Below are 17,820 nucleotides of genomic sequence, written 5' to 3'. Positions count from 1 at the left end.
CGACGAGTCAGTATCATTTTCCCCCTGATTTGAGAGGTCATATGTCTGTGACGCCGGTTTACCGCGTAGGTGAGTGCGAGGTCTTTAAAATTCCTGAACTGGACGCGTCTCTGTCCACGGAATGGCTGTTTCCCGCGCAGGCGTTAGCGAGCGGAACGCCGGAAACGATCACGCTCTCTGTTCACAGTTGGGTGGTCCGCACGCCTGACAACCTTATTGTGATCGATACGGGCAGCGGCAATGGTCGCGAGCGGGCAGGCTCTCCGCTCTCCCATCAGCTGAATACGCCGTATGCGCAGCGCTTACGTGACGCGGGCGTCGATCCTGACGCGGTGGATATCGTGCTGATCACCCATCTGCATGGCGATCATGTGGGCTGGAATACGCACTGGATGGACGGTAAATGGACACCGTTTTTCAAACATGCCCGCTACTACTGTTCGGATAGCGGGTTAAAAGGCTGGCAACACGATCCGGCACGCAAGACGCTGTTAGAGGACAGCATTAATCCGGTTATCGCGGCGGGTTTGCTGGAGACGTTCGATGTGACGCAAGAGCCGGTGTTTGCTGATGTGCTGCGCTATGTGCCCACGCCCGGCCACAGTCATGACCACGCGTCGATTATTCTGCACAGTGCGGGCGATTATGCGCTGTTTTCCGGTGACCTGATGCATAACGATTTGCAGGTCAGTCAGCCCCAGCTTGCCTCGCGCTTTTGTGCTGATGCCGCGCAGGCCGAAGCCCAGCGGCGCTGGGCAATGACATGGGCGAGTGAGCATCAGGCACGCTGGTTTAGTTCGCATTTTCCGGGCTCGTCGGCAGGTTATGTCAGCCAGACCTCTGCGGGATTTGAATGGCAGTTTATCTGAGTTTTACGTTCTGTAGCTAAGCTCACGGACGTAAAACGGTAATGAGACGAGTCCTGCTAATGATGCAAAAATCACAACAATTTATGCTGTTAGCGCTGGCGCAGTCCCGCCATGCGCTGCCGCATTGCAGACCTAACCCACCGGTAGGGTGCGTAATTGTTCACAATGGTCGGGTTGTCTCGACCGGATTTACCCGTTCACCGGGTCAGTACCATGCTGAGGCTGATGCACTTTCCACACTTACGTTACCTGTAGAAGAGTGCGAAATCTATGTCACGCTAGAGCCCTGTGCCTTTCAGGGCAGAACCCCGTCCTGCGCACTAACACTGGCCCGGCTCAGGCCCAGACATATTTACATCGCCATTGAAGATCCGCATCCGCGTAATCGCGGAGAAGGGATTGCGATCTTAAAGCAAGCGGGCATCGGCGTGACGCTGGGGGTGGCGAGAAATGACGTTGAGTGTTTTCTGGCACCCTATTTAATTCGCTCGCTTGCGTAAAATGTAGGTGAGAAGGCGTGCTGTTAGCCAGACATCGGCATTTACATCCCTGAACCGCTGGTGAAACATCGTGAGATTCCCTTTCAAAGCGTAACGACTGGAAATGAACTTCTGTTTTATCTCTGCTCCGGGGCATGTGATGTTAGGTGTGCGGTGAGGCCTTTTGCCCGCCAGGGAGCAAAACGTTTCCGCGACATCCCGTAAACAGACCACCAACGCGCACTGAGTTAAGGGTAAAAAATGGAAAAACCATTTTTACAACAGCCATCTCCTGAGTCGTCCCGCGTGGCCGCGGCTGGCGGCGTTTCCTCTGCCTCACTGTTTGTGCGGCGTAATCTGTTCTCGCTGGTGGTGGGGACGGTGAGCCTGATCTGTTTTGTCGACAATCATGCGTCCGCTCTGCGCCAGGTGTTGTCCAGCCGGCACGCGTCCGCGCGTCCGCTCAGCGCCGCTACTGCACCCAACCCAACCGGACAAATCGCTGCCGTCAGTGAACATTTGCCGCATGCCTCCGTGCCTTCAGTCGTTATGATCGCCGAGGCAAACCGTCAGGCACTCAAAGGCATGCAACTCGTCAGCGATCAGTTGAAGCTGGAGCAGGGCAGCCTGCTGCAGGACATGGCCCACACGCAGCAGCTGGCACTGCAACAGGTCAGTGATAACCACTTCCAGGCCGCTATGCTGAACGGACAACTGGCGCAACTTGATCAGCAAATCAAAATCGAGTCCGCGCAGGTTGGCATGGCGCAAAACCTGGTCAACAAATGGCGACCGCTGCTGAACAAAGGCTATATTTCGGCGTTGCAGTTTGCACAGGAGCAGTCGGTGGTCTGGGGCTATGAAAGCCAGTACCGCGCGTTGCTGCAACAACAGTATGCGACCCGTCAGCAGATTAGCGTGCTGGAGGATCAGGAACGTCAGATTCCGCTGGCGACCGCAGTGAAACTCAATGTGCTGCGGCGGCAGCTGGCGCAGGTGAATGAGAATCTGGCCCAAAATACGCTGACCGAGGCGCGGATAGCCTGGCAGCCTTCGGCAGCGCCCGTGAAGCCGCTTCTGGTCAAGGCAGACAAGGCCGCCGGGACGCCCACGCAACAGACAGAGCAAGACAGCCGCTTCCTGTCTGACAGGCCCGCTCGCGTCAGCCACAGCGACGTTCACTATCAAAACATTAACGATCAGACGGGCAGTCATAGCGTGACGCCGCGTCACACTGCCCTCACGCACAACGTCTGAGCCGCATGACAGCCATGTAACGGTGCCTCGCGGTGGGGAAGGTTAACGAAGATAACCTGTCCCGTTATCGGGCGGTCATATCGCCAGGCCGGCAGCGGCTTTTGCCGATCGACTGGCAAAGGAAACAGACAGCGGCCAGGGGGGATTATTGCCCGATATCAGGGCAGTAACGCTGTACCTCAGGTTGAGCGCGACGCATAAAAAAAGCGGGCCGCCAACGGGCTGGCCCGCCGCTTTGTTAATGCGTTCGCTAGCGGTGCTTAACGCTTCATATGGTAATAGGCGTCATTCCAGCGCAGCGCATCTTTAAAGGCCGGAAGCCGGGTGTGCTCATCAATCACCAGCACTTCAATGCCGTGCATCTCGCCGTACAGATACATATCGTCCAGCGTCAGAGCCTGACTGAACACCGTATGGTGCGCACCGCCTGCCAGAATCCAGGCTTCAGAGGCGGTCGCCAGAGACGGCTGCGCTTTCCACAACGCGCGGGCTACCGGCAGTTTTGGCAGTGGTTTAGGCTGTTCAATCGCGTCCACTACGTTAACCAGCAGGCGGAAACGATCGCCCATATCGATCACGCTGGCGTTAATGGCACGACCGGCCGGCGTGGAGAAAATCAGCCGCGCCGGATCGGCTTTGTTGCCGATGCCGAGGAACTGCACGTCGATCAGCGGCTTCTCTTCCCGCGCGATAGACGGGCACACTTCCAGCATATGAGAACCCAGCACTAAATCGTTGCCCGGAGAGAAGTGGTAAGTGTAATCCTCCATAAAGGAGGTGCCGCCGGGACGGTCACCCGCCAGCACTTTAAAGATGCGCAGCAGGGCGGCGGTCTTCCAGTCTCCTTCGCCCGCAAAGCCATAACCCTGGCCCATCAGGCGCTGTACCGCCAGGCCGGGCAACTGCGTCATGCCGTGCAGCGTCTGGAAGTTGGTGGTAAACGCCTTGCAGCCTTCATCGTCCAGAAAACGCTTCAGGCCCAGCTCGATGCGTGCGGCGTCCAGTACGTTTTGCCGTTTTTCACCGCCTGCGGCGGCCACGTCGGAGAAACGATACTGGCTTTCATATTCGTCAACCAGCGCATTGACATCTCCCTCGCTGACGCTGTTGATCACCTCCACCAAATCCCCCACGCCCCAGCCATTAACCGCATAGCCGAACTGGATTTGCGCCGCCACTTTATCGCCTTCGGTGACCGCGACTTCACGCATGTTGTCACCAAAACGCGCGACTTTCAGATGCTGACTGGCCTGTTTGGCCAGCGCCGCACGCATCCAGTTGGCGACGCGCTGCTGGCTGTGTTTATCCTGCCAGTGGCCGGTCACCACGCTGTGCTGCAGGCCCATGCGCGCACCAATAAAGCCAAACTCACGGCCACCGTGCGCCGTTTGATTCAGGTTCATAAAGTCCATGTCCATGCTGTCCCAGGGGATCTCGGCATTGAACTGGGTATGAAACTGTAGCAGGGGCTTCGTTAAGACATTCAATCCGCCGATCCACATTTTGGCCGGCGAAAAGGTATGCAACCACGTAATGATACCGATACAGTTTTGATCGTGACTGGCGTCACGGCACAGCGACAGCGCTTCATCAGGCGATTTGACCAGCGGTTTCAGCGTCAGACGTACAGGCAAACCCGCCTGATTTAATCCGTCCACCACCTGCCGGGCATTGTGTTCAACCTGACGTAACGTTTCCGCGCCGTAGAGGTGCTGTGTACCAATGACAAACCACACGTTGAACTGTTGCATAAAACCACTCCTTTACTTAGCGGAAGCGGAACGGGCGGCATAATGGGGTTCTGCCGTCTCGCACCATTGTTGATAGCGTTGATAAAGTGCCTGATAGCGCGCGACGCGCTGCGGATCGGGCTGCAGCGTCACGTCAATCGGGCTGGCCATGACGTCCTGCGCCTGCTCCACATCGCGGTGAACGCCCGCGGCGACGGCAGCGAAGATGGCTGCGCCCAGCGCACAGCACTCATCGGAGGCGACGATATCCAGCGGCCGGTTCATCACGTCGCAGCAGGCCTGCATAATGGCGGGGGATTTACGGGCAATGCCGCCGAGGGTAAGAATGTTTTCCACCGGAATTGCCTGCTGCTCGAAGCACTCCATGATGGCGCGGGCACCAAAGGCGGTGGCCGCAATCAGGCCGCCAAACAGGGCCGGAGCATCCGTGCCGAGATTCAGGTCGGTAATAACCCCTTTCAGGCGCTGGTTGGCATTGGGTGTACGGCGGCCGTTGAACCAGTCCAGCACTACGGGCAGGTGATCCAACTGCGGACTGGCGACCCAGGCCTCGGTCAGACGGGTGATCAGTGACGTTTGCATCTCCGCCAACTGCGGTTTAAGTTCGGGATGGTGCTGCGCTGCCAGCTGCAACGGCCAGCCCAGCAGGCGGCTGTACCAGGCATAAATATCGCCAAACGCCGACTGGCCTGCTTCCAGACCAATCGCGCCCGGCACGACGCTGCCATCAACCTGACCACAGATGCCTTTGATGGCGCGGTCGCCGACTTTCCCGGTGTCAGCAATCAGGATGTCGCAGGTCGACGTGCCAATCACTTTCACTAAGGTATAGGGTCGCGCACCGGCGCCGACCGCGCCCATATGGCAGTCAAATGCGCCGCCCGAAATCGTAACCTGCTGCGATAAACCCAGGCGTTGCGACCATTCCGGGCTCAGCGTGCCCACCGGGATATCCGCGGTCCAGGTCTCGCTGAACAGGGGAGAATCCAGCTGTTGAGTCAGCGCCGGGTCCAGCGCGTTAAGGAAGTCGGCGTCGGGTAAGCCGTTCCAGTCAGCATGAAACAGCGCTTTGTGACCAGCGGCACAACGCCCACGACGGAGTTTGTCCGGGGCGACGGTATCGCTGAGTAAGGCGGGCACCCAGTCACAGAGTTCAACCCAGGACACGGCCGCATCGCGCACGGCAGCATCCTGGCGGGTAATATGAAGAATCTTGGCCCAGAACCATTCCGACGAGTAGATCCCGCCGATATAGCGGCTGTAATCGGTAAAGCGGCCGCTGCGACACAGGCGATTAATCTCTTCCGCTTCTTCAATGGCCGTATGGTCTTTCCACAGCACAAACATCGCATTGGGGTTTTCCGCAAACTCCGGTCGCAGGGCAAGTACCTTGCCGTCACGATCGATCGGAGCGGGGGTGGAGCCGGTGCTGTCGACACCGATGCCGACGACGGCGGCCCGTTGCGTGTCGCTCAGCGCCGCGAGCACACCCAGCATGGCCTGCTCCATAGCATCAATATAGTCCTGAGGATGGTGACGAAAGCGGTTGCTGTGAGGATCGCTGTAAAGTCCCTGCTGCCAGCGTGCATAGTTGGCCACGGCACTGTGCAGCTCCTGACCAGTGTGACAATCCACCGCCAGCGCACGCACCGAATCACTACCAAAGTCCAGCCCCAGGGTGATGGCTTCAGTACGCATTTGACTCTCCTGTTGTGAATAAACCTCCTTATCCTGAGTTGTGTAAAAAAGAAGGGTTAGTCACGGCTGGCTGAGAATATGCACTTTTCTGCCACACGCAGTGAATTTGTGATCCATTGCAAAAGTTAACAGACGGTTAAATTTGCTGAATATATGGATCATTCTGTCGTGATTTTAAGATGTGATACCGCTCTACATTTTTCTTCTTCATTCCCGCTAAAACTAGGCCAGCGTTTAAGCAGGCTACCCTCATGGCTCCCGCTAACGTGCTGATTTACATCTGTACCTACAAAAGAGAGTTAACTGGTAGCGTTTACACCGATTCGTATTTAACAGCGATAAAACCACTAGCGCCGGAGAGCATCATGCATAAATTCACTAAAGCGCTGGCAGCCATCGGGCTGGCAGCGGTTATGTCACAATCAGCTATCGCCGAGACCATGAAGCTGGGTTTTCTGGTGAAGCAGCCGGAAGAACCCTGGTTCCAGACCGAATGGAAATTTGCGGATAAAGCCGGTAAAGACCTGGGCTTCGAGGTGATTAAAATTGCCGTTCCGGACGGCGAAAAAACCCTTAACGCTATCGACAGCCTGGCCGCGAATGGCGCAAAAGGCTTCGTGATCTGCACACCGGATCCCAAACTCGGCTCCGCCATCATGGCAAAGGCGCGCGGTTATGGCCTGAAGGTGATCGCCGTGGACGATCAGTTTGTGAACGCCAAAGGCAAGCCGATGGACAGCGTACCGCTGGTCATGATGGCCGCGACCAAAATTGGCGAACGTCAGGGACAGGAACTGTATAAAGAAATGCAGAAACGCGGCTGGGATGTCAAAGACACCGCCGTGATGGCGATCACCGCTAACGAACTGGATACCGCGCGTCGTCGTACCGGTGGTTCGATGGATGCCCTGAAAGCGGCCGGCTTCCCGGAAAAACAGATCTATCAGGTCCCGACCAAATCGAATGACATCCCCGGCGCATTTGATGCCGGTAACTCTCTGCTGGTTCAGCACCCTGAAGTGAAGCACTGGCTGATTGTCGGCATGAACGACAACACCGTGCTGGGCGGCGTGCGTGCAACCGAAGGTCAGGGCTTTAAAGCCGCTGACGTGATCGGTATCGGTATCAACGGCGTCGACGCCGTCAGCGAACTGTCAAAAGCCAACGCGACCGGCTTCTATGGCTCACTGCTGCCAAGTCCGGACATCCATGGCTATAAGAGCAGCCAGATGCTCTACAACTGGGTAAGCAAAGGACAGGAGCCACCGAAATTCACCGAAGTGACAGACGTCGTGTTGATTACGCGTGACAACTTCAAAACCGAGCTGGCGAAGAAAGGGTTGATGTAATAACAGGCAGTACGGATAACACCATCGGGTCATCAGGAAAGCAGGGCTGAACACCGCGACGGTGTTCAGCCTGAGCGTCAGGTGCCCCGATTCCTCACAGCCATCTATTGGAGACACCATGAACACTGATTCAGCCTTTCTGTCGTTTCATGGCATCAGTAAAACTTTTCCCGGCGTGAAAGCGCTGCAGGATATTTCATTTGAATGCCATGGCGGTCAGGTGCACGCGCTGATGGGGGAAAACGGTGCCGGTAAATCGACACTGCTTAAAATCCTCAGCGGCAGCTATCTGCCCAGTGGCGGCGAGATTCGCATCAAAGGCAAGCCGATGAATTTCCAGCACACCACGGATGCGCTGGATGCGGGTGTCGCCATTATCTACCAGGAACTGCATTTAGTGCCCGAAATGAGCGTGGCGGAGAATATCTATCTGGGCCAGTTGCCGCATAAGCATGGCCTGGTAAACCGCAAGCTGCTGCGTTACGAAGCCGGGCTGCAACTGAAAAATTTAGGTATGGATATCGATCCGGACATGCCGCTGAAATACCTGTCGCTGGGCCAGTGGCAGATGGTTGAGATTGCCAAAGCGCTGGCCCGTAACGCGCGCATCATTGCCTTTGATGAGCCAACCAGCTCGCTGTCCGCACGCGAAATCGACAATCTGTTTCGGGTGATCCGCCAGTTGCGCGCGGAAGGGCGCGTGGTGCTGTATGTCTCGCACCGTATGGAAGAGATTTTTGCCCTCAGTGACGCCATCACCGTGTTTAAAGACGGGCGCTATGTGCGCACCTTTACGGACATGGCCAATACGCATCATGACGATCTGGTACAGGCGATGGTCGGACGTAATCTGGGTGATATCTACGGCTACGCGCCGCGGGAAAAAGGCCCGGTACGGCTGGCGCTACAGGACGTGGAGGCGAAGGGCGTCAGAGCGCCAATCTCGCTGAATGTGCATGCCGGGGAAATTGTCGGCCTGTTTGGTCTGGTGGGCGCGGGACGCACCGAACTGCTGAAAGGGCTGTTTGGTGCCACGCGCCTGCGCGGTGGCCGCATTCTGCTGGACGGGGAACCCCTTAACGTGACGGCGCCAATTGATGCGATTCGGGCGGGCGTGATGCTGTGCCCTGAAGATCGCAAAGCCGAAGGCATTATTCCGGTGCATTCGGTGCGCGACAACATCAACATCAGCGCCCGCCGTCATAACCTCACCGCCGGTTGCCTGATCAAAAACGGCTGGGAGGTGAAGAATGCCGACAGCCATATCCGTTCCCTCAAAATCAAAACGCCCAGCGCTGACCAGTTGATCATGAACCTGTCCGGCGGTAACCAGCAAAAAGCCATTCTTGGCCGCTGGTTGTCCGAGGAGATCAAGGTGATTTTGCTGGACGAGCCTACCCGCGGCATTGATGTCGGGGCTAAACACGAAATTTATAACCTGATTTACCAGCTGGCGAACAACGGCATTGCGGTGCTGTTTGCCTCCAGCGATCTCCCGGAAGTGATGGGCCTGGCCGACCGCATTATCGTGATGCGCGAAGGGGCGGTCGCCGGGGAATTACTGCATGACGAGGCCACAGAGCAGCTGACGCTGAGCCTGGCCATGCCTAAAACGACACATGCGGCCGCCGTGGCCTGACAGGAGAGTACCGTGACTTCTTCCACGACATCAAATACGCCGCCAGCCGCCCCTCGCCGGGGTGTGCATTTTGGGCGCGTCTGGGACAACTTTGGCATGCTGGTGGTGTTTGCCCTGCTGTTCATCGCCTGTGCGGTTTTTGTCCCTAACTTTGGCTCCTTTATCAACATGAAAGGCCTGGGGCTGGCCATGTCGATGTCCGGCATGGTGGCCTGCGGTATGCTGTTCTGCCTGGCCTCCGGCGATTTTGACCTGTCGGTGGCCTCGGTGATTGCCTGCGCGGGCGTGGTCACCGCCGTGGTGATCAATATGAGCGAGAGCCTCTGGCTGGGGGTGGCGGCCGGGCTGTTACTCGGTGTCATCACCGGATTTATCAATGGGTTTGTTATCGCCCGACTGAAAATCAACGCCCTGATTACCACGCTGGCGACCATGCAGATTGTGCGCGGTCTGGCCTATATCTTCTCGGACGGTAAAGCGGTAGGCATCGAAGACGAGCGCTTCTTCGTACTGGGCTTCGCCAACTGGCTGGGCGTGCCTGCGCCCATCTGGATCACGCTGGGTACCATGGTGATCTTCGCCTTCCTGTTGAACAAAACCACCTTTGGCCGCAACGCGCTGGCGATTGGCGGGAATGAAGAGGCTGCACGGCTGGCGGGCGTGCCGGTTGTGCGTACCCGCATCATTATCTTTATTCTCTCTGGCCTGGTTTCTGCGGCGGCGGGCATCATCCTGGCGTCACGTATGACCAGCGGTCAGCCCATGACCTCAATTGGTTATGAACTGGTGGTCATCTCGGCCTGCGTACTGGGCGGCGTGTCACTGAAGGGCGGCATCGGCAAAATCTCCTATGTGATCGCCGGGGTACTGATTCTGGGCACCGTTGAGAATGCGATGAATTTATTAAATATCTCGCCATTCTCACAGTATGTTGTGCGGGGTTTGATACTGTTGGCAGCGGTGATATTCGACCGCTACAAACAAAAGAATAAAGTCTGATTTGGCGTGAAACCTTCCCGCGGACGCGAAAGGCGTCCGCGCGTGATCAATCAACGACGAAGTGAGGACAGTATGTATCACCGTGAATTACCGGCAGAGCAGCAGAACCCTTTGCTGCCCGGATACGCGTTTAATGCCTGGCTGGTGGCGGGATTAACCCCGATCACCGCGGATGGTCCGCTGGATTTCTTTATTGATCGCCCACACGGCATGAAGGGCTATATTCTCAACCTGACCATTAAAGGCAAAGGGCGGGTGTTCGACGGCGAAAAGGCCTTTGACTGTGAACCGGGTGAAATGCTGCTGTTCCAGCCAAAAACGGCTCACTATTATGGTCGGGCGCCCGACAGTCCGCAGTGGTTTCACCGCTGGGTCTATTTTCGTCCGCGCGCGTACTGGCATGACTGGCTGCGCTGGCAGGATGAACAGGAAGGCGTCGGGCGGCTGCGCTTACCGGAGTCACTGCGGGGCGAATTTGATCGCCTGTTTGCCACTATTGAACAAACCCACAACTCATCGCGTCGTTTTGCCGAAGAACTGGCAATGAATTTGCTGGAACGGCTGTTGTTACGCGCGGTGGAAGAAGATCCACGTAACCATCAGCAAATCCGCGATCCCCGTATCATCGAAGCCTGCCAGTATGTGAATAATCATCTGGCCAGCGAGGTCAAAATCGAGGAAGTGGCGCGCCATGTGTGTCTGTCACCTTCGCGGCTGGCGCACCTGTTCCGCGAGCAAATGGGCGTGAACCTGCTTCGCTGGCGGGAAGATCAGCGCGTCATTCGCGCTAAGTTGCTGCTGCAAACCACGCAGGAACCCATCGCGAGCATTGGGCGTGAAGTGGGCTACGACGATCAGCTCTATTTTTCGCGCGTCTTCCGTAAGCGCGTCGGTGTCAGCCCGAGTGATTTCCGCCGCCGCAATCAGGACGTACACGATAATCTGGCCAGTCAGAGCGCCTGGAACGGTGCACGGCGCTCAGTCTCCTGATTTTAAGGGGAATCCTCCTTGTCCTGACCCGACTATTAGTCTTAAATCAGTCTGGTTAGCGATTAATGAGGAAAAGGAATGAGCGAGAAACTGCGAGTAGGACTCATCGGCTATGGCTTTGCCAGCAAAACCTTCCACGCGCCCCTGATCGCGGGCACGCCGGAGGTTGAACTGGCTGCCATCTCCAGCAGCGATGCCAGCAAAGTCCATGCCGACTGGCCCGCCGTGCAGGTCGTCGCCGAGCCCCAGGCCCTGTTCGACGATCCTACGTTAGATCTGATTGTTACCCCTACACCGAATGATACGCACTTCCCTCTGGCTAAAGCCGCACTCAACGCAGGCAAGCACGTCGTGGTGGACAAACCGTTCACCGTGACGTTGTCACAGGCGCGCGAGCTGGATGCCTTAGCTAAAGCCAAAGGGCTGCTGTTATCCGTATTCCATAACCGCCGTTGGGACAGTGATTTCCTGACGCTGAAAGGCTTACTGGCAGCGGGTGAGCTGGGTGAGGTGCGTTATTTTGAATCGCACTTTGACCGTTTCCGTCTGGAAGTACGGCAGCGCTGGCGCGAGATGAAAGGGGCGGGCAGCGGCATCTGGTACGATCTGGGACCGCACCTGCTGGATCAGGCGCTACAGCTGTTTGGCCCGCCGGTGGCGATTAACGTTGATCTGGCGGAAATGCGGCCGGGTGCCCAGACCACCGACTATTTTCATGCGACGCTGACCTATCCACAGCGCCGGGTGGTGCTGCACGCCAGCATGCTGGTGGCGGCTGAATCCGCACGCTATACCGTGCACGGTACGCGCGGCAGTTACGTCAAATACGGTCTGGACCCGCAGGAAGATCGGCTGAAAGCGGGGGATTTCCCGCCGGGCGAAAACTGGGGTTACGACATGCGTGACGGTACGCTGACCCAGGTGGAGGGCGACGCGCTGAATGAAAAAACCGTCCTGACACAGCCGGGCAACTATCCCGCCTATTACGCTGCGATTCGTGATGCCATTACCGGGCGCGGGGCGAATCCGGTGACGGCGGAAGAAGCCATTCAGGTCATGGAACTGATTGAGTTGGGGGTGCAGTCGGCGGAAAAACGCCAGACCATGTCGCTGAAATAAGCGCTTTCAGCGCTAAAAAGGCCGCGAATAACGCGGCCTTTTTTATGCTTACTGCACTTTCGCCCGGATGGCGGCTTTTTCTGCCGCGCTTAAAAACGCGATAGTCAGGCCGTTGTCCTGTGCCTGACGCATTTGCGCCTGGCTCAGTCCCGCAGCCGGGGCGGCATGCAGGTACTCATGCGCCAGCTCAATGCCCTGTACGGCGGGATCGTCGGTGTTGATGGTCGCCAGCACGCCATGCTCCAGGAACATTTTCAGCGGATGCTGCGCCAGCGAGGCGACGGTGCTGGTCTGGATATTGGAGGTCAGGCAGGATTCGATACCAATACCGTTTTCCGCCAGATAGTCCATCAGCGCGCGATCTTCAATAGCCTTCACACCATGACCGATGCGTTCAGCGCCCAGATCACGAATCGCCTGCCAGATACTTTCCGGGCCTGCGGCTTCACCGGCATGCACGGTAATATGAAAACCGGCATCCCGGGCGCGACGGAAGTGGCTCAGAAAACGGTGACCCGGCGCACCGAGTTCATCCCCGGCCAAATCCACGGCGGTAATATGGTCGCGATGGGCGAGGAAGCCGTTCAGTTCATCCAGACAGGCCTGTTCGCCAAAAGTCCGGCTCATGATGCCCGTTAAGCGCACGGTGATATCATGCTGCTGGCAGCCGGCCTTTACGCCATCAATCACCGCCTCAACCACACCGGCAATCGGCAGATGGTGGGTCATCGCCATATAGCCGGGTGAAAAGCGCAGCTCGGCATAGTGAATCCCGGCGCGGGCGGCATCCTCGACGTTCTCACGCGCGATACGCTGACAGGCGTCAAGATCGCCCAGCACTTTCACGCCCCAGTCCAGCTTTTGCAGAAAGCTGACCAGATCCGGTTGCGTTTCGGTGACCTGAACATGCGGACGCAGGGTGTCCAGCGTATCCGCCGGTAAGGTCAGGTTAAACTGGCGGCCTAAATCAAGGATGGTTTGTGCACGGATGTTGCCATCAAGGTGGCGGTGAATGTCGGTAAGGGGAAGCGTTGAATCAATCATGGAGTGCACTCGTCTGGATATCTGTAAAGTGCAGAGCATTATAAAAATATCTTGCGCAACAACGCCAGTGATTTGCGCAACAAGTGTGAAAGGCAGGGGTTAACTGTTCACTTTATAAACGGGAACGCGGCGCAGGCCGTCTGATGAGAGCGAATCGGGAGAGAAAAGAGGGCGGTGCAGTGACGTAAAAAAGGCGGCCAGGGCCGCCTTGATCGAAAAGGTTGACCTTATTGCGGCATGCCTTCGTTTGTCGGGACGCCAAGCATATAGCGTGACATGAACTGCTCCAGCGACATCTTATCGCCGTTCATGTTCACCTGACCGTTGGCATACTGCAGGCTGGTAACGATGTTGTTGTCCTGCGTTTGTGTCAGACGGAACATCTGGCCCATCGCTGCCAGCCCTTTAACCTGCTGATCGGCCAGTTTCTGCGCGTCTTCAGCCTGATAACCTTCAGCCAGGCCAATATGGCGCATGGTTTCCGTCGCCATCGGCATGTTGACAGACAGCTTCAGATCCAGCGTTTTCAGCACGCGATCAACGGATGCCGCCAGCGTCTGCGGTTCGCCTGTCACCGTGGACGGATCGTTAAAGTGGGCGTTCAGGTTGAAGGTGCTCTCGCCTTTATCGTTCTTCCAGCTCAGTGGTGCGATGCTGATGGACGGGGCCCCTTTCAGCAGGGTCGGCAAATTGTTCAGCAGGATCGCGCGCACACCGTTCTGGAAACGCACCGGATCGTCTTCCACGCCAGGCTGGTTCATCAGGGTGGTCAGCTGAGCGTTATAGTTATCCGAGAAGGTTTTAACGCTTTGCGCATCAAACTGTGACAGCTTCATTTTTAATGCGAACTGACCCAGGTTCTGCTTCTGCACCTCAACGCCGTCAATTTTGTAATTAATGTCGCCATTGATTTTGCCGGACTGATTATCAAAAGAGGAATCACCGACCATCTTGTTAAGAATAACCGCGTCCTGACCGCTGACTGCGGCGGCCACTTTATCCACGCTGATGGACTGATCGCCAATGCGTACGCCTTCGTTGGTGAGATGCGTATCCGCTTTCAGCTTCAGGCCGTTCAGCGTAAACATCACCGGCTGATCGACCTGATTTTTGGTGGTGATGGCAATGCTGTCGATGTCACTGTCCAGGCCCACTTTATCGCCTTTGTTGTCTGCGCTGATATTCAGCGTGCCGCCGCTGGTGGCTAAGCGTTGCGCTGTTTGCGCATTTTGATAATCGATGGGCAGAATTTTTATTGCGGTGTCGGTGCTGCCGCTGTAACCCACACGCGTTTCGGCGTTGATAAACGACTGATTGTTGGTCAGTTCAAACAGCTTTTTGACCGCATCGGTATTGGTCAGCGTGGTATGCACGGACGCCATGCTGGGGATCAGGTTGGCTTTTTTCAGCTGTGCGAAGGGGAACGGGCCGTGGTCGATCTGCTCATTCAGGATGATGCTCTGGCCGGGCTTGAGCAGAGGATTATCTTCGGTCTGAGAGCTGGCCTGGATAACCACATTCATTTTACTGCTGAAAATGCCGCGTTGATAATCCTGATAGCTGACTTTCAGACGACTGTTGGGCGCCAGGGTGGTTAACTGAGCGTTAGCATTTTGAATCATTTGATCCATATTGCTTTCCAGCTTTTTGCCGGTAAACCACGCCGCGCCTGTCCAGACTACGCCCAGAGCGACTACCACACCAACGGCAACTTGAGTCTTTTTCATTGCTGAATCGTCCTTATCCTTGATTTCACCCGTGTCACAGACAGCGGGTGAAGAAGCGCCCGCAGGCATTTTAGCTAATAGTTTGAAATAATAGCAGTTAAGCGCAATGGCGTCAGCCGTCTCAGTTAAACGTGTTATACACGCGCGCCACCCGACCCTGGCCGGTGAGTGACACTGGCGCATCGGTGGCGGCCACGAAACAGGACTCGCCGGGTTTTAGCACCAGTTGCTGCTGGCGATTGGTGACGGTGGCCTCACCTTCAATACAAAACAGCAGTGCCGCGCTTTCCTGATGCAGGGTAAGCGGCTGCGCATTCACCGTATGAATGGAGAAAGCAAAGTCGTCTACCGGAATGGGAAAATACTCGCCATCCTGCTGTATCTCCGGTTGTGTAAGAAGCTGGCTGGCCGGCTTTTCGTCAAATTTGAGGTTGGCCATCAGTTCCGGAATATCAATATATTTTGGCGTCAGGCCAGCGCGCAAAACGTTATCGGAGTTGGCCATGACCTCCAGCGCCACGCCATGCAGATAAGCATGCGGCGTTTCCGCAAACAGGAACATCGCCTGTCCGGGCTGCAGAGTAATCACATTGAGCAGCAGCGGCGAGAATAACCCGCTGTCATCCGGATAATATTCCGCAATCTCATGAATGGTTTGCCAGGGTTCGCCTGTCTGCTGACTGACGACGTTTTTCAGTACGGTTAACGCCTGCGCTTTTTCGTCCTGTTGAAGCGACAGCAGGGTTGAAAACAGTTGCGCCAGGTTGTCGGGGCTGGGCTGGCGCAGAAAATGCGCGATCTCAGGATGCGCGTCCGCCACTGGGGTGAGCAGTGTCACCATCTCGTTGCGCTCGCGAAACCCATTGATGGCTTTAAACGGCGTTAAGGCGTACACCAGCTCCGGTTTATGGTTGGCATCTTTATAGTTACGCTCAGGCGAACTGAGCGGTACAGAGGCGGCATTTTCACGCGCAAACCCCTCTTCGGCGGCGGATTTGCTGGGGTGCACCTGAATTGAGAGCGGCTGATCGGCACACAGCACTTTAAATAAAAAGGGCAGTTCGCCAAAGCGTTTTGCCACGGCGTCGCCCAGCATCTGCGACGGATGGGCCGCGATGACATCGCGTAACGAGCGGGATTGCCCCTCAACGTCAACGGCGGACGGGCTTTTGGGATGCGCCCCCATCCACAGTTCCGCCATCGGTAAGTCTTCAGGATTGGCGATGCCATACAGGGAGGTTAATGCCGTCTTGCTCCCCCAGGCATAATATTGCACCGCATTACTCATCTTTTTCATTTCACTGCCTTTCTGGCATGGGAATATTGCGCTTATTAAAGCAGAAACTGGCATGGAAAATACATATCCAGCGCAAGAAGGATGCTAAGCTCGGATGATGTTAAAAATTTGTATGAGTTTATCTGCTTCATGCGTAGCGAACACCCGCGCGTGAACGAAGGGTTTATTTAAAACGGTGAAAGGAGAAAGTCATGGCAGCCAATCGCGTTGAAAAAGATTCAATGGGGCCAATTGATGTACCGGCTGATAAACTTTGGGGCGCACAGACACAGCGCTCCCTGGAGCATTTCCGTATCTCAACAGAGAAGATGCCGGTGGCGCTGGTGCACGCGCTGGCGATGACCAAACGCGCGGCCGCCAGCGTTAACCGGGATTTAGGCTTACTGCCTGCGGAGCGGGCGGAGGCGATTATTCAGGCCGCTGATGAAGTGCTGGCGGATAAACACAGCGATGAATTCCCGCTAGCGATCTGGCAGACCGGCTCCGGCACCCAGACCAACATGAACATGAATGAAGTGTTGGCCAACCGTGCGAGTGAGCTGTTGGGCGGTGAGCGCGGCATGTCCCGTCTGGTGCATCCCAACGATGACGTTAATAAAAGCCAGAGTTCAAACGATGTCTTCCCGACCGCGATGCACGTTGCGGCGGTCATTGCGGTACGTGAGCACCTGATTCCCCAACTGAACGTTCTGAAGCAAACCCTGCGTGCCAAATCTGACGCCTTTAAAGACATCGTTAAAATTGGCCGTACCCATCTGCAGGACGCCACGCCGCTCACGCTCGGTCAGGAGATCTCCGGCTGGGTCGCCATGCTGGAGCACAACCTTAAACATATTGAGCAGAGCATTCCGCATCTGGCCGAGCTGGCGCTGGGCGGCACCGCGGTGGGAACCGGCCTGAATACCCATCCTGAATATGCCGTGCGTGTGGCGAAAGCCCTGGCGGTACTGACAGAGCAGCCGTTTGTGACCGCCCCTAATAAGTTTGAAGCCCTGGCCACCTGCGACGCGCTGGTGCATGCACACGGTGCGCTGAAAGGCCTGGCGGCTTCACTGATGAAGATTGCTAATGATGTCCGCTGGCTGTCATCCGGTCCGCGCTGTGGTATCGGCGAAATTGCTATCCCGGAAAACGAACCCGGCAGCTCCATCATGCCGGGCAAGGTTAACCCCACCCAGTGTGAAGCGATGACAATGTTGTGCTGTCAGGTCATGGGTAATGACGTGGCGATTAACATGGGGGGCGCATCAGGCAACTTCGAACTGAACGTTTATCGTCCGATGATTATCCATAACTTCCTGCAGTCCGTTCGTTTACTGGCGGATGGGATGGACAGTTTCAATCACCACTGCGCTGTCGGTATCGAACCGGTGCGTGAGCGTATTGATCAGTTGCTCAACGAGTCGCTGATGCTGGTCACCGCGCTGAATACGCACATCGGTTATGACAAGGCCGCTGAAATTGCCAAACAGGCCCATAAACAAGGCTTAACGCTGAAAGCTTCGGCGCTGAAGCTGGGCTATCTGACGGAAGCGGAGTTTGATGCCTGGGTGCGTCCGGAAGACATGGTAGGCAGCATGAAGTCGTAAGTGAGGTCTGTCA

General features: G+C 56.4%; 14 protein-coding genes. 9 read left to right on the top strand and 5 right to left on the bottom strand.

Annotated features, from left to right (window positions below; translation table 11 throughout):
• The first annotated feature begins 41 nt into the window (after positions 1-41).
• The 3 genes from GC087_RS12570 to GC087_RS12560 all read left to right on the top strand — a co-directional run bounded on the left by GC087_RS12570 (position 42) and on the right by GC087_RS12560 (position 2,605).
• Positions 42-869 carry an MBL fold metallo-hydrolase gene (locus GC087_RS12570; RefSeq protein WP_039340466.1) on the top strand — a complete coding sequence of 276 codons (828 nt, stop codon included), beginning with the start codon at positions 42-44 and terminating at the stop codon, positions 867-869.
• Positions 870-931: 62 nt separating this feature from the next.
• Positions 932-1,369 (top strand): bifunctional diaminohydroxyphosphoribosylaminopyrimidine deaminase/5-amino-6-(5-phosphoribosylamino)uracil reductase RibD, encoded by a 438-nt coding sequence (locus GC087_RS12565; RefSeq protein WP_110267814.1) that lies wholly within the window; start codon positions 932-934, stop codon positions 1,367-1,369.
• 240 nt (positions 1,370-1,609) lie between these two features.
• Positions 1,610-2,605, top strand: coding sequence for a hypothetical protein (locus GC087_RS12560; RefSeq protein WP_282498753.1), 996 nt, complete (start codon positions 1,610-1,612; stop codon positions 2,603-2,605).
• Between the two features lie 260 nt (positions 2,606-2,865).
• Here the strand turns inward: GC087_RS12560 and araA are convergent, their stop codons facing one another.
• Positions 2,866-4,356, bottom strand: a complete 1,491-nt coding sequence (gene araA / locus GC087_RS12555) for an L-arabinose isomerase (protein ID WP_039340462.1) — start codon at positions 4,354-4,356, stop codon at positions 2,866-2,868.
• Positions 4,357-4,368: 12 nt separating this feature from the next.
• Positions 4,369-6,054 (bottom strand): ribulokinase, encoded by a 1,686-nt coding sequence (locus tag GC087_RS12550; protein WP_058701963.1) that lies wholly within the window; start codon positions 6,052-6,054, stop codon positions 4,369-4,371.
• A gap of 365 nt (positions 6,055-6,419) precedes the next feature.
• On the opposite strand from GC087_RS12550, the gene GC087_RS12545 reads away from it, so the two are divergent.
• The 5 genes from GC087_RS12545 (at position 6,420) to GC087_RS12525 (ending at position 12,150) form a co-directional block, all read left to right on the top strand.
• A complete protein-coding gene (locus GC087_RS12545; RefSeq protein ID WP_006119064.1) occupies positions 6,420-7,403 on the top strand; it encodes an arabinose ABC transporter substrate-binding protein in 984 nt (327 codons plus the stop codon).
• A 118-nt stretch (positions 7,404-7,521) separates the two neighbouring features.
• Positions 7,522-9,042, top strand: coding sequence for an L-arabinose ABC transporter ATP-binding protein AraG (gene araG / locus GC087_RS12540; protein ID WP_033741304.1), 1,521 nt, complete (start codon positions 7,522-7,524; stop codon positions 9,040-9,042).
• 12 nt (positions 9,043-9,054) lie between these two features.
• The gene (gene araH / locus GC087_RS12535; RefSeq protein WP_324028458.1) at positions 9,055-10,041 is read left to right on the top strand and encodes an L-arabinose ABC transporter permease AraH; all 987 of its coding nucleotides are present in this window, start codon (positions 9,055-9,057) and stop codon (positions 10,039-10,041) included.
• A 72-nt stretch (positions 10,042-10,113) separates the two neighbouring features.
• Positions 10,114-11,031, top strand: a complete 918-nt coding sequence (gene araC / locus GC087_RS12530; protein ID WP_006119067.1) for an arabinose operon transcriptional regulator AraC — start codon at positions 10,114-10,116, stop codon at positions 11,029-11,031.
• A 78-nt stretch (positions 11,032-11,109) separates the two neighbouring features.
• Positions 11,110-12,150 (top strand): oxidoreductase, encoded by a 1,041-nt coding sequence (locus GC087_RS12525; RefSeq protein WP_324028457.1) that lies wholly within the window; start codon positions 11,110-11,112, stop codon positions 12,148-12,150.
• A gap of 48 nt (positions 12,151-12,198) precedes the next feature.
• Here the strand turns inward: GC087_RS12525 and add are convergent, their stop codons facing one another.
• The 3 genes from add to manA all read right to left on the bottom strand — a co-directional run bounded on the left by add (position 12,199) and on the right by manA (position 16,218).
• Entirely contained in the window at positions 12,199-13,194 is a 996-nt protein-coding gene (gene add / locus GC087_RS12520) for an adenosine deaminase (RefSeq protein WP_039340455.1), read from the bottom strand.
• Between the two features lie 227 nt (positions 13,195-13,421).
• Entirely contained in the window at positions 13,422-14,921 is a 1,500-nt protein-coding gene (locus GC087_RS12515; RefSeq protein WP_324028456.1) for a YdgA family protein, read from the bottom strand.
• Positions 14,922-15,042: 121 nt separating this feature from the next.
• The gene (gene manA, locus GC087_RS12510) at positions 15,043-16,218 is read right to left on the bottom strand and encodes a mannose-6-phosphate isomerase (protein ID WP_054633837.1); all 1,176 of its coding nucleotides are present in this window, start codon (positions 16,216-16,218) and stop codon (positions 15,043-15,045) included.
• A gap of 191 nt (positions 16,219-16,409) precedes the next feature.
• Here manA and fumC point away from each other — a divergent pair, with 191 nt between their 5' ends.
• The gene (gene fumC, locus GC087_RS12505; RefSeq protein ID WP_324028455.1) at positions 16,410-17,807 is read left to right on the top strand and encodes a class II fumarate hydratase; all 1,398 of its coding nucleotides are present in this window, start codon (positions 16,410-16,412) and stop codon (positions 17,805-17,807) included.
• Positions 17,808-17,820: the final 13 nt, after the last annotated feature.

This window comes from Pantoea sp. JZ2 (genome assembly GCF_035191405.1).
Taxonomy (GTDB): domain Bacteria; phylum Pseudomonadota; class Gammaproteobacteria; order Enterobacterales; family Enterobacteriaceae; genus Pantoea; species Pantoea stewartii.
This window is presented reverse-complemented; position numbering and strand designations above follow the sequence as displayed.